The following is a 12,734-nucleotide window of genomic DNA, read 5'->3' as shown; positions in this document are numbered from 1 at the left end:
AGGCAGGCGCTCAGCGCGACTGCAGGGCCAGCTTGATGCCAAAACCGACCAGGAACAGGCCCGCGACTTTTTCCAGAACGCGGCCAATCTTAGGGTTGGCGCGCATACGCTCGGCCAGAAAGTGCGTGAGCAGCGTGGCGCCCAGGCCGTACAAAAATGTGAGGAAGGCGATGGTAGCGGCCATGAAGCCATAGGTCACCAGACCCTGCTGGCTGGCGCGGTCCACAAACAGCGGGAAGAAGGCCATGTAGAAGAGGATGGCCTTGGGATTGAGCAAGGTGATGAGCAGGGCTTGGCGCAGGTAATGGCCGGCCTTGATGTTGAGCATGGGCGCGGCGCCGGGTTTGGCGGTCAGCATCTTGAAGCCCAACCAGGCCAGGTACGCAGCACCCATCCACTGCACGGCGTGAAAGGCATCGGGATACGCAGCCAGCAGTGCGGCCACACCGGCCACCGCCGACCACATCAGCACTTGGTCCCCGAGGATGACGCCCAGCGTAGCCGCCAGCCCACCCGCAATGCCGCCCTTGCTGGTGGACGTCACCAACGCCAGATTGCCCGGGCCGGGAATGGCCAGAAACACGATGATGGTGATGACAAAAGTGCCGTAATCGGTGACGCCGAGCATGGTGGTTTTCTTTCAGGGGAAGGGCTGAGTTTACGTTGGATTGTTGGTGATCCATTTTTGTGGTGCCCGTTCGTTTGAGACACCTCGCTCGTACGCATCAGGCGCGGGGTGCACGTTTTGCTCCGTGTCCCCCGGGCCGTGAGGGCCCTCCTCCTTTACCTGCGCAAAACGCACACCCCACACCTGCTGCTGAAAAGGTGGCGCGCACAGGGAAATCAAAAGACATTGGCCTACCCACGCTTCGTAGGATTAGGTGGGTTGGGTGCTCTCCGCAGCGAAATAAAGGAGGAGGCCCCTCACGGGCCGGGGGACATTCGCGAAGGGGAGTACCCGACACGCCTGATCCAGGAGCAGTGTTGGCGAGGAGTCGGTATTAAGAAGAGGCCCGCATCCAAATAATGCACCGCTCCGCATCCAACCCCGGCACAGCCAGTTGTTCCACGTGAAACACTTCCACAGAAGCAGGCAACGCAGCCATCTCCTCCGCCGGATGCTTACCCTTCATCCCCATCCACACCCCCTGCCCCGCCAACGCCTTCTCCGACCAGTTCGTGAAATCCACCAGCGAAGCAAAGGCACGCGAACTCACCACGTCGTACGGCTCGGTCAAACTTTCCACCCGTGCATGGATACCACGCAGATTGGGCAGCTTCAAGGTCACCGCCACCTGCTGGATAAAGGCGGCCTTCTTGGCCACCGTGTCCACACAGTGCACCGTGATGTGCGGACAGCAAATGGCAATGACGATGCCGGGCAACCCGGCACCCGAACCTACATCCAACAAACGTGGCTTGTCGCCCACCACGCCCTGCTCCACCAGCGCAGCCAGTTGTGTTTGCAAAGGCACGATGACGGCCAGGCTGTCCAGCAGGTGGTGGGTCAGCATCTCGTCGGGGTCACGCACCGCGGTCAGGTTGTAGACCTTGGTCCACTTGGCGATCAGCGCCAGGTAGTCCAACAGTGCGGTGATCTGCGCGTCATCCAGCGACAAGCCCAGGGTCGGCAACGCTTGGGCCAACACCTCGCGGTGGTTCAGGTTAGGGGCAGGCAACGGACACCTCGTTTTGCAGTTTGACGTATTCCATCTTTTCCTTGTCAGTCATTTTGGACAGCCTGGCCTTGGCATCATCGCGCACCTGGCGCAGCACACGGCAGCTGGCGGCATCGAGTTTGCCGGTGGGTCGGGCCTGCCCGGAGGCACGCCAGGCTTTCTCCACCTGGTCGCCACAGCGTCCTTCAAACTCTGACACCGCCCGCTTGATCTCTTCCAGCCCGGCCTCTGAGCGCAACAACTGGGACGCCTTATCACCCAACGCCTGGCATTCAGGGCTGAGCCCGGCCTGCACTTGCTGGCGCTTGGCCTGCTCCAGGGCCGTCGCAGGCTCCACGGGCGGCGCGGGTTTCGTGGCGGATTTGGTGATGCCCGGCACCGAAGAACTCGTCTGGTCCGCGGCGCAGGCGTGGTCGCTGAACACCACCTTGCCGTCGGTGCCCTTGCACTTGAACACTTCGGCCTGCGCCGAAGCGACCAATAACGACAGGCCTGCGGCCACCATGAATACGCGCGAAAGTCGCATTGAATTTAATTCCAGCAGTTGGCGGATTGGCCCGGCGAGTTCACCCAGTAGCGACCATTGCCACCGATGTTGGGGCCTAAGCGACCCTGCAGACCCCAGACGTCGCCACGGGCTTCGTGGTCGTATTGCTGGTCGTCCATGTAGTTGCCACCATCAGCAAAGGTGGCCATGCGCCAGCCAGAGCCCAGCTCGCGCTCGCACATCACATTGGCCTTCATCTCGGAATCAATGGTTGCACCCATCACCGCCTGCGTGGCGGCCAGCTCCCCGCGCGTCCAGCCATGGCCGCTCAGGCCACTGGGCCGGGGCAGGTCGCCCTTTTTGATGCACAACAGCGGCAGCACGATGCGGCAGCTCGTGTCGCCCACCGTGGGATTGCAGCCGCCCTTGTAGGGGCGGTCCAGCGTAGATTCGCCCGCGTCACATTCCAGGCTGGCCACATCCTTGGGGTCCTTGTCTTCCAGCGCGGCCAGGCCAAAGGTCATGCCGTAGCCGATGGGTTTATTACCTGCGGGCTCGGGGTTGCTGACTGCGGGTGCCAGCGGTGCACCCGAGGGGGCGACTGCTACTGGCGGCGTTTTGGGCGACGCACATTTCTTCAACGCCAGGGGAATGACCAAGATCCCGATCAAGGTCAGTACCAGAACAATCGCACGTGGCATGCACAGCCCTCCCCGGCCCGTTGGAAAAAGGGGCTAGTTTACGCTGCCACTTTTTCGGCAAAGCCGCGGAAGTTGCCCTTCTTCAGGTGGATCAGCAACAGCGAGATGGTGGCTGGCGTGATGCCCGACAGGCGCGAAGCCTGACCCAGGGTTTCGGGCCGGTACTTGTTGAGGCGCTGGCGCGCCTCGATGCTCAGGGCGCCCACTTGCATGTAGTCCAGCTCGGCGGGCAGGCGCAGGTTCTCGTAATGGGCGGCGCGCTCCACCTCGTCCTTCTGGCGGTCGATGTAGCCAGAGTACTTGGCGGCAATCTCCACCTGCTCCACAACTGCAGCCACAAAGGCGTCTTGCGCCGCCACTTCCACACTGAGCGCCGCGTCCGTGATTTCACGTGAAACAGGCGGCGCCAGATCACAGTTGGCGTACTTGCCGTGGTCCAGTGACATCAGCGCGGCGTAGCTGATGTTGGGACGGCGCAGCAGGTCGCCCAGGTTGTATTCGTGGTCGATAGCCTTGCCCAACACCCGCTCGGATTCCTCTGCGGCCAGATTGCGCGGGTTCACCCAGATGCTGCGCAGGCGTTCTGTTTCACGTGAAACAGCGTCGCGCTTGCGGCTGAAGGCATTCCATCGGGCGTCGTCCACCAGCCCCAGCTGGCGGCCTACTTCGGTCAGTCGGTCATCGGCATTGTCTTCGCGCAGCTGCAGGCGGAACTCGGCCCGGCTGGTGAACATGCGGTAGGGCTCGGTCACGCCCTTGGTGATCAGGTCGTCCACCAACACGCCCAGGTAGGCCTGGTCGCGGCCGGGCAACCAGCTGTCACCCGCAAAAGTGATGGCGCCCGCGGCACTGGCTGCGGCATTGCCGCCGCCCAGGCTGCGCACCTGCAGCGCCGCATTGATGCCAGCGAACATGCCTTGGGCCGCCGCCTCTTCATAACCCGTGGTGCCATTGATCTGGCCGGCAAAGAACAGTCCACCAATCTGACGTGTCTCGAAGCTGCTCTTCAGGCTGCGTGGGTCAAAGTAGTCGTACTCAATGGCGTAGCCCGGGCGCAGGATGTGGGCGTTCTCCAGCCCGGCCATGCTGCGCACCAGTTCGTACTGGATGTCGAACGGCAGGCTGGTGCTGATGCCGTTGGGGTAGTACTCGTGCGTGGTCAGGCCTTCGGGTTCCAGAAAGATCTGGTGGCTGTCTTTGTCGGCAAAGCGATTGATCTTGTCTTCCACGCTCGGGCAATAGCGCGGGCCCACGCCCTCGATCTTGCCGGTGAACATGGGACTGCGGTCAAAGCCACTACGGATGATGTCGTGCGTGCGCTCGTTGGTGTGGGTGATCCAGCATGGCACCTGCCGCGGGTGCATGGCCACATTGCCCATGAAGCTGGCCACCGGCATCACGTCGCTCATGCCGCCGGGCACGCCGTCGCCGGGTTGGATGATGCATTTGCTGAAGTCGATGCTGCGGCCATCCAGGCGCGGCGGGGTGCCGGTCTTCAGGCGGCCCTGCGGCAGCTTGAGTTCTTTCAATCGGGCGGACAAGGACACCGCGGGCGGATCCCCTGCCCGGCCGGCGGCGTAGTTGTTCAGGCCCACATGGATCTTGCCGTCTAGGAAGGTGCCAGCCGTCAGCACCACGGTCTTGGCGCGGAACTGGATACCCACTTGGGTCACGGCACCGACCACGCGGTCACCCTCAATCATCAGGTCGTCCACCGCCTGCTGGAACAGCCACAAGTTCGGCTGGTTTTCCAGCATGCGGCGGATGGCCGCTTTGTACAAAACGCGATCGGCTTGGGCCCGCGTGGCGCGCACAGCAGGGCCCTTGCTGCTGTTGAGAATACGGAACTGGATGCCTGACTCGTCCGTGGCCAGGGCCATGGCGCCACCCATGGCGTCTACCTCTTTCACCAGATGGCCCTTGCCAATACCGCCGATGCTGGGGTTGCAGCTCATCTGGCCCAGGGTTTCGATGTTGTGGGAGAGCAGCAGCGTCTTGCTGCCCATGCGGGCGGCAGCAAGCGCAGCCTCGGTGCCGGCATGGCCGCCGCCAACGACGATGACATCGAAATCTTGTGGGTACAACATGGTGTTCTATTCGGGCACGCTAAAGACGGGGAGGATGCGCGCCAAGTGAGGGAGAAGGGCTTGATTTTAACGGGTGCCTGATTTTTTAGCACGCTGCGGTTTTTGTTGGGCTGCGCTACTTCTGGATCAAGCGGGGCGGGTACTCTGCGCCGTTCGTGTCCCCCGGCCCGTGAGGGGCCTCCTCCTTGACCTCACTTTGCAGAGCACCCACCCCACTTGATCCCCCACCGTGCTCGCACTCAAACGCGAGAATCCGTAACTTGGAGCGGCGGAGGTAGGGTGTGCGTTTTGCGTAGGTCAAGGAGGAGCCCGCAAAGCGGGCGGGGGACACGGAGCAAAACGCACACCCCACCCCCGCCGCGGGCGAACAAAAAGAGCCCATCTTGGCGACAATAAAGCCATGACCAAACTCCTGATCTTCGCGGGCAGCACCCGCCAACACTCCTTCAACCGCCGCCTCGCCCACGTGGCCGCAGCCCTGGCCCGTGAGGCCGGTGCCGCAGTGACTCACCTCGAACTGAGCGACTTCGACATCCCACTCTACAACGCCGACCTGGAAGCCGCGGGGACCCCGCCCGACGTGATCCGCCTCAAGGAAATCATGGACGCGCACCCGGCCTGGATCATCGTCTCGCCCGAGTACAACGGCAGCTACACCGGCTTGCTGAAGAACACGCTGGACTGGGCCAGCAGCCCCGTCAAGGGCCACCCGGTTTGGGCCGATGGCGAGAAGCCGTTTGCCGACAAGGTGGTGGGCCTGCTGAGCGCATCGCCCGGCGCACTCGGCGGCTTGCGGTCACTGAGCCATTTGCAACCGCTGTTGCTCGCCCTCCACTGCTGGCTCGCGCCCAAACAGTTTGCGCTGGGTTCGGCCGGCAAGGCGTTTGACGAACAAGGCCAGCTGATTGAAGAACGCCAGCGCCGCGGCGTGCAGACCGTGGTGGACCAGGTACTGTGGGCGGCACCCCGCTTGAGCACGGATTAAATGCAAAATAGAGCTCTAGCCCCCGCAGATACTGCGCCAGTAGCTCCTATATTAATAGCAAAAAAGCGCTACTAGAGTCCCTGTCCAGGCAGGTCAGGTCAGCGCGGCTTCCCGCAACAAGGCCTCGGGCGACAAGATGTCGATGTGCCCGTAGCCCAGCGCCAGCACACCTTCGCTCACCAGAAACTTGAGTTCCTTGGCTAGCGTCTGGCGCGTCACGCCCAGCATCATGGCCAGCGCCTCGTGCGACACGGTGATCACGGTCCGCGCCTGCGGTGCCATGGTGGTGTCGCCCCGCGCCAGCGCCAGCAGGCGGCGCGCCACGCGGGCGCGGGTAGAGCGCAGCATGGCGTCCTCCACCAGGCCATACAGCGCGCGCACCCGCGTGCACAGCAGCGCGCCTATGCCTTGGGCAAAGCCCGCACGTTGCAGCAGGGTCTGGAAGTCGCCGGGCAGAATGACCGCCACCACACCTTCGTGCAGCGCGGTCACATCGTGGGGCCGGGGCAGGCCATCCAAGAGCGTGGTCTCGCCAAACCAGTTGCCCTCTTCCATGATGGACAGAATGCCCTCGCGGCCATCCTCCCCCAGGCTGGACACCTTGAAGGAGCCCTCCACCACGCCATAGAAACCACCGGTGATTTCCCCCTTGTGGTACAGCACGTCGCCGGCACGCACCGGCACCAGCGCCGCGGCCGACAGCATGGCCTTGCGGTCCGCCAACGGCAAGCTGCCAAACCACGCATTGAGCGAGAGCTTGTGCAGCAGCTCGGCTTTTGAGAACCCCATCCATTTCCCCCCGGTGATTACCCTTGATTGTCAATTTTTTAACAGTTTAGAGTTTGGCGTCCGGTTAACGTGGCCAAGTCCCTACAAACAATCTGGAGATATCCATATGGCCACATCGTCCGTGCAATCGCAGGTCAGCCCCGAAGAATGGAAGCTGCGCGTGGACCTGGCCGCCTGCTACCGGCTGGTGGCGCTATATGGTTGGAGCGATTTGGTCTTCACCCATATCAGCGCGCGCATCCCCGGGCCCGAGCACCACTTCCTCATCAACCCCTACGGGCTGATGTTTGACGAAATCACTGCCAGCAGTTTGGTCAAAGTCGACCAACAGTGCAATAAGCTGATCGACTCGCCCTACCCCGTGAACCCGGCCGGCTTTGTGATCCACAGCGCCGTGCACGAGGTGCGCGAAGACGCAGGCTGCGTGATGCACACCCACACGCGCGCGGGCGTGGCCGTCAGCGCGCAAAAGGCCGGCATTCTGCCGCTGAGCCAGCAGTCCACCTTTGTGCTGGCCTCGCTGGCGTACCACGCGTACGAAGGCGTGGCCTTCCGCGACGAGGAGAAGCCCCGCTTGCAGGCCGACCTGGGCCAGGCCAACTTTCTGGTGCTGCGCAACCACGGCTTGCTGACCGTGGGCAAGACCATTGCCGATGCGTTCTTGAGCATGTACACGCTGGAGGCCACCTGCCAGATCCAGATCGGCGCGCAGGCCGGTGGTGAGCTCACCCATGTGAATCCGCACATTGTGAAAGGCGTGAGTGAGGCCATGCGCGTGCAAACCGGTGGCTTGGGCGGCGCCTTTGTCTGGCCCGCCCTCATCCGCAAACTCAACCGCACCGACCCCAGTTACCAAGAATGATCCCCATGCCCTTGCAAGAATTTGATTACATCGTCGTTGGCGGCGGTTCCGCCGGTTGTGTGGTGGCCAGCCGCCTGAGCGAAGACCCGGCCGTGTCGGTCTGCCTGATCGAAGCCGGCGGCCCCGACAGCAGCGCCTTCATTCACGCGCCCCTAGGCTTTGCCGCCACGGCCCGCGTGGGCGTGTTCAACTGGAACTACGAGAGCGTGCCCCAGCCCGGCCTGGGCGGTCGCCGCGGCTTTGCCCCGCGCGGCAAAGTCATGGGTGGCAGCAGCTCGCTCAACGCCATGGTCTACACACGTGGCAACGCCTACGACTACGACCGCTGGGCCGCCCAGGGCAACCCCGGCTGGAGCTATGCCGATGTGCTGCCGCTGTTCAAGCAATCCGAAAACAGCCAGTCGCACGGCGAGAACGCCTACCGCGGCGTGGGTGGCCCGCTCAACGTGAGCTACCTGCGCAGCCCCAGCACGCTCAACGACGCGTTTTTGCAGGCCTGCGAAACCCAGGGCCTGCCCCGCACACCCGACTACAACGGCGCCAACCAGCTGGGCTGCGCGCCCGCCCAGGTCACGCAGAAAGACGGCGAACGCTGGAGCGCCGCACGCGCCTACATCACGCCCCACCTGGGCCGGCCCAACCTCACCGTCATCACCCACGCGCACACCAACAAGGTGCTGTTTGAAGGCAGCGGTGACAGCCAGCGCGCCGTGGGCGTGCAGGTCCAACACAAGGGCCAGGTGCAAGAAGTGCGCGCCCGGCGCGAGGTGGTGCTGTCTGGCGGCGCCTTTGGTTCGCCCCAGCTGCTCATGCTCTCGGGCGTGGGGCCGGCCGCGCACCTGCGCGAGCACGGCATTCCTGTGCGCCATGCCCTGCCCGGCGTGGGCCAGAACCTGCAGGACCATGTGACCACGGTGCTGATCTACCGCACCCAGCGCCATGAGGCAGCCTTGGGCCTGTCTGTCAAGGGCGCGTGGGCCGTAGTGAAGTCGGTATTTGAATGGCGCAAACAGCGCACCGGCTGGGTCACCACCAATGTGGCCGAGTCGCAGGCCTTTCTGAAAACCCGGCCCGAGGCCGATGCCCCGGACATTCAGCTGGCGCTGTGCACCGGCATCGTGGACGACCACACCCGCAAGACCCACCTGGGCCACGGCTACACCCTGCATGTGACGCTGATGCGCCCCAAGAGCCGCGGCAGCGTGACCTTGCAAAGCGCCAAGCCGACCGACGCACCGCGCATCGACCCCGCCTACCTGAGCGACCCCGAAGACATGGCCACGCTGGTCAAAGGCACGCAGATGGGCTTCGACATCATGCAGGCCCAGCCGCTGGACGCCTACCGCGGCAAGATGCTGTACCCCATCGACCGGAACAACACCGCGCAGATCGAGCAGTTTTTGCGCGACCACTCGGATACGGAATACCACCCCAGCGGCACCTGCAAGATGGGCCCGGCCAACGACCCCATGGCCGTGGTGGACCCGGAGTTGCGCGTGCACGGCGTGCGCGGCCTGCGCGTGGTGGACGCATCCATCATGCCGCACCTGGTCACTGGCAACACCAACGCGCCCACCATCATGATTGCGGAAAAAGCCGCACGCCTGATCCGCGCTGCAGCCTGACAGGACACGGTTGACGCTATAAAAACATGAGCTGCCAGCGCAGTGAATACGGGGGCTAGAGTGCCTTTTGGCGTACAGCCAGCAGCGCGCCCAGCCATAGGGCTCCGGCCGAGAACACCAGCCCCCGGGCCAGCCCTCCGGGGCCATCGGCAATCCAGCCCACCACCGTGGGGCCAATGATCTGGCCCGCAGCAAACACCGTGGTGAAGGCGCTGATGCCTGCGGCCCAGGCGGCCGGTGGCAGGTTGTGGCGCACCAGCGCCGTGGTGGACGCCACCACCGACAGAAACACCCCGCCAAACAGCAGGCCCGAAACCAGCACCAGCGGCCACCACTGGGTGAGTGCGGGCAGCACCGTGGCTACGCCCAGCAGCGCATTCAGCGTGGCCAGCGGGCGGCCAGTCTTGTACCGGTCCAGCAGGCCGGCCCAGATGCGGCTGGACGCCAGCACCGCCACACCCAGCAGCGCATAGAACACCGTAACCGCCAGCGCGCTGCTGCCCTGCGCACGCAGCAACGCCACCACAAAGGTCATATAGCCGATGTAGCCCACACCAAACAGCGTGTAGCCGGCCAGCCCGTAGCCAAACGAAGCCCAGCGGAAATGGCCCTGGGCGCCGGCCGCAGCGGTGGGCAAATCCCAGCGTGCCATCACCCGAGCGGGCCACACCAGCACCGCACTCGCTGCCGTGCAAGCCAGCGCTAACATCCACCAGGCCCAGCGCCAACCATGGGTTTGCGTTTGTGTAGCCTCCAGCACCCAGGGCACCAGCAGGGCCGAAGCCACAATGCCCAACCCTGTGCCACCGTAGTACAGACCCAGCAACAAACCGCTGTGGCGTGGATAGCGCGCACCCAACCGGGCCGCCAACAGGCCACCGGCAATGAACACCAGCGCACTGGCAATGCCGGCCAGCAGGCGCTGCAGCAGCAAAGGTTGTGCTTCGGTAAAAAACCCGCTCAGCCCCATGAAGAGGCTGGCCAGCACCGCACCGCCCCACAGCAGGGTCGACGGCCCCAAACGCCGCATCAGCCAAGGCGTGGCCAGCGCGCCCACAAAGTAGCCCAGGGCATTCGCCGTGTTCATGGCGCCAGCCAGTGTGTAGCTCCAGCCCAGGTCGGTGCGCATGGCTGGCAACAGCAAACCGTAGGCAAAGCGGGTGATGCCCAGGGAAATGGCAGCCCCCAGCGACAGGGCCAGGGCGAGCACCCAGGCCTGCCGGTCCTCAGACCAGCGCACTGCTCTGCAAGCGGAACTGGCGCACCACCTCGGCCAGGCGCCCAGCCTGCTCGCGCAGGGACTCGGCGGCGGCGGCGGACTCTTCCACCAGCGCGGCGTTTTGCTGCGTGGCTTGGTCAATGCTGCCCACCGACTGGTTCACCTGTGCAATGCCGGTGGACTGTTCGGTCGCCGCGGCGGTGATCTCGCCAATGATGGCGCCCACGCGCTGCACGCCGTCCACCATCTCCTGCATGGCGGCACCGGCCTCTTCCACCAGCTTCACGCCGCCATCCACCGCGGTCACGCTGGTGCTGACCAGCACCTTGATCTCCTGCGCCGCATCGGCCGAGCGCTTGGCCAGGCTGCGCACTTCAGAGGCCACCACGGCAAAACCGCGGCCCTGCTCGCCCGCACGGGCGGCTTCCACCGCGGCGTTCAGCGCCAGGATGTTGGTCTGGAACGCAATCGCGTCGATCAGGCCAATGATGTCGTTGATCTTGCGGCTGGAGGCGGCGATCTCGTGCATGCTGCCCACAGCCTGCGTCACCACCTTGCCGCCGCGGGCCGCCAGCGTGGAGGCGGAATCGGACAGCTGGCGCGCGGTCTGCGCGGCACTGGCGGTTTGCTGCACATTGGTGGTGAGGTCCGACAGCGAGGCCACGGTCTCCTGCACGCTGCTGGCCGACTGCTCGGTGCGGTGCGACAGGTCCTGGTTGCCCGAGGCAATCTCCTGGCTGGCCAGGGCCACGCTCTCACTGGCCTCGCGCACCTGCGCCACCAGCGCACCCAGGCCCTCCTGCATGGATTTTTGTGCGCGCTGCAAATCGGCCACTTCGTCCTTGCCCACCACGTCGACGCGTTGCGACAGGTCACCCCCGGCAATGGCCTGGGCCAGCTGACGCGCCTGCTCCAGCGGGCGGCAGATGGACAGCATGTTCAGGATGGTGAGCGGCACCACCACGACCACGGCCCCCGCCAGGGCCACAATGAACAGCCACTTGATGGTCTTCCCCACGTTCTGCTGCTTGCGGATGGCCTCATTCGCTTCGTTCTGCAGCAGCTCTTCCAGCTCGCGCGTTTGCAGTTGCACCTTTTCCACCTCGGCTAACGCCTTCTGGCTCATGCGGTTGGCCGTGGTGGCGGACTCGTAGCCGCTGGTCTTGAGCTGGACGGTCACCGGCTCGAACATCTTGGTGTAGGTCTTCAGGTTGGCCTGCATGCCGCGGATCAACGGGTTGTCGGCATCCTCCAGCAGATGGGCCGTGATGTCGTCCACGGTGGTCAGGTTGGTCTTCCAGCGTGCATAGGCCTTCTCCACCTCGGCCGGGCGCTCGTACTCGATGATCATGTCCTTCTCGGCCTGGCGCACCGAGCTGATGGCGGCCTGCAGGCGGCCCAGGTGCTGCACCCGCGCGAAGGAGTTGTCCAGAAAGGCGTCGCTCTCCGCCTGGATCTGCGCCATGCCCCACAGGCCTCCGACCCCCACTACTGCCAGCAGCGCCAGCACCATGGCAATGGCGCCCAACATGCGCAGCCGAATTGTGAAAAGCCGCATCAGGGACATGGTGTTCATGTGTGTCTTCCTTTTTTATTGCAGTCTAAGAGCTTGCCCGTCTGGAGACAAGCTTACCGCTGCTGACACGGCTCCCGCATAGAATTTCCCCCTAAACCTACCATCGCACCCGTCCCCACCATGCGCCTCCATCCCCTCTTCCTGTCCCTGGCACTGTTGCTCGCCACCGCGTTAGGCCACGCCCAGGGCGTCTACAAATGGGTGGATGCCGAAGGCAAGACGCACTACGGCTCGCAGCCGCCCGCCACCGACAAGGGCGCCGAGGCCCTGAAGCTGCGCAGCAACAGCGGCTTTGGCGGCGACAACAACGGCAAGGCCGGCGGCACCACCGAGTACAACGCCGACGGCACCAAGAAGCTCTCCAAGGACGTGCAGGAGTTGGCCAAGGGCATGGAAAAAGCGCTGAAAACCAAGGACAGCAAAGAGGTGCCGCTGGACTGCATGAGCGCGGTCAAGAATGCGCAGGACCAGGCAGATACGGCGCTGGAGGTGAGCGCCAAGAACCTGAAAGACGGCTACATCACCCAGGCGGACTACGACAACAACGCCGCCAGCCTGCGCCGCGCCAAGTCCCAAACCACCTTGGCCCACTGCCAGTTCTCCACCGGCAAGGACCGCAGCTTCTACCAGTGCATGTCCAACGGCAACAACCACTTCTTGGCCTGCACGAAGTGATGTTGCTCCTATTTTAGGAGCTACTTGCGCAGATTCCACGCGGGCTAGA

Annotated in this window: 12 protein-coding genes; 4 read left to right on the top strand and 8 right to left on the bottom strand. The window is 64.1% G+C overall.

Annotation, left to right across the window (positions count from 1 at the left end; all coding sequences use genetic code 11):
- Positions 1 to 10: 10 nt before the first annotated feature.
- The 5 genes from AC1DZ5_RS04665 to mnmG all read right to left on the bottom strand — a co-directional run bounded on the left by AC1DZ5_RS04665 (position 11) and on the right by mnmG (position 4,954).
- On the bottom strand, positions 11 to 628 hold the full coding sequence (locus AC1DZ5_RS04665; protein WP_477886548.1) for a LysE family transporter: 618 nt from the start codon (positions 626 to 628) through the stop codon (positions 11 to 13).
- A 373-nt stretch (positions 629 to 1,001) separates the two neighbouring features.
- Entirely contained in the window at positions 1,002 to 1,679 is a 678-nt protein-coding gene (rsmG, locus tag AC1DZ5_RS04660; RefSeq protein WP_477886546.1) for a 16S rRNA (guanine(527)-N(7))-methyltransferase RsmG, read from the bottom strand.
- Positions 1,666 to 2,205, bottom strand: a complete 540-nt coding sequence (locus AC1DZ5_RS04655; protein ID WP_477886545.1) for a DUF4124 domain-containing protein — start codon at positions 2,203 to 2,205, stop codon at positions 1,666 to 1,668. Before AC1DZ5_RS04655 ends, rsmG begins: the two co-directional genes overlap by 14 nt.
- A 5-nt stretch (positions 2,206 to 2,210) precedes the next feature.
- Positions 2,211 to 2,867 (bottom strand): hypothetical protein, encoded by a 657-nt coding sequence (locus AC1DZ5_RS04650; RefSeq protein ID WP_477886542.1) that lies wholly within the window; start codon positions 2,865 to 2,867, stop codon positions 2,211 to 2,213.
- Positions 2,868 to 2,905: 38 nt separating this feature from the next.
- Positions 2,906 to 4,954: a tRNA uridine-5-carboxymethylaminomethyl(34) synthesis enzyme MnmG gene (gene mnmG, locus AC1DZ5_RS04645; protein WP_477886540.1), complete on the bottom strand. Its 2,049-nt coding sequence runs from the start codon at positions 4,952 to 4,954 to the stop codon at positions 2,906 to 2,908.
- A gap of 400 nt (positions 4,955 to 5,354) precedes the next feature.
- On the opposite strand from mnmG, the gene AC1DZ5_RS04640 reads away from it, so the two are divergent.
- Positions 5,355 to 5,939, top strand: coding sequence for an NADPH-dependent FMN reductase (locus AC1DZ5_RS04640; RefSeq protein ID WP_477886538.1), 585 nt, complete (start codon positions 5,355 to 5,357; stop codon positions 5,937 to 5,939).
- 93 nt (positions 5,940 to 6,032) lie between these two features.
- Here AC1DZ5_RS04640 and AC1DZ5_RS04635 read toward each other — a convergent pair whose 3' ends face one another.
- The gene (locus AC1DZ5_RS04635) at positions 6,033 to 6,728 is read right to left on the bottom strand and encodes a Crp/Fnr family transcriptional regulator (protein WP_477886536.1); all 696 of its coding nucleotides are present in this window, start codon (positions 6,726 to 6,728) and stop codon (positions 6,033 to 6,035) included.
- Positions 6,729 to 6,834: 106 nt separating this feature from the next.
- Here AC1DZ5_RS04635 and AC1DZ5_RS04630 point away from each other — a divergent pair, with 106 nt between their 5' ends.
- Positions 6,835 to 7,590 carry a class II aldolase/adducin family protein gene (locus tag AC1DZ5_RS04630; RefSeq protein ID WP_477886534.1) on the top strand — a complete coding sequence of 252 codons (756 nt, stop codon included), beginning with the start codon at positions 6,835 to 6,837 and terminating at the stop codon, positions 7,588 to 7,590.
- Between the two features lie 5 nt (positions 7,591 to 7,595).
- Positions 7,596 to 9,215, top strand: a complete 1,620-nt coding sequence (locus AC1DZ5_RS04625) for a GMC family oxidoreductase (protein ID WP_477886531.1) — start codon at positions 7,596 to 7,598, stop codon at positions 9,213 to 9,215.
- 55 nt (positions 9,216 to 9,270) lie between these two features.
- Here the strand turns inward: AC1DZ5_RS04625 and AC1DZ5_RS04620 are convergent, their stop codons facing one another.
- Positions 9,271 to 10,455: a YbfB/YjiJ family MFS transporter gene (locus AC1DZ5_RS04620; protein ID WP_477886528.1), complete on the bottom strand. Its 1,185-nt coding sequence runs from the start codon at positions 10,453 to 10,455 to the stop codon at positions 9,271 to 9,273.
- Positions 10,442 to 12,010: a methyl-accepting chemotaxis protein gene (locus AC1DZ5_RS04615; protein WP_477886526.1), complete on the bottom strand. Its 1,569-nt coding sequence runs from the start codon at positions 12,008 to 12,010 to the stop codon at positions 10,442 to 10,444. Before AC1DZ5_RS04615 ends, AC1DZ5_RS04620 begins: the two co-directional genes overlap by 14 nt.
- A gap of 120 nt (positions 12,011 to 12,130) precedes the next feature.
- On the opposite strand from AC1DZ5_RS04615, the gene AC1DZ5_RS04610 reads away from it, so the two are divergent.
- Positions 12,131 to 12,685: a DUF4124 domain-containing protein gene (locus AC1DZ5_RS04610; protein ID WP_477886524.1), complete on the top strand. Its 555-nt coding sequence runs from the start codon at positions 12,131 to 12,133 to the stop codon at positions 12,683 to 12,685.
- The last annotated feature ends 49 nt before the right edge of the window (positions 12,686 to 12,734 follow it).

The sequence above is a fragment of the Rhodoferax sp. P1_F3 genome (genome assembly GCF_056405715.1).
Note: the sequence above shows the minus strand (reverse complement) of the source record. Positions and strands in the feature narration are given on the sequence as shown.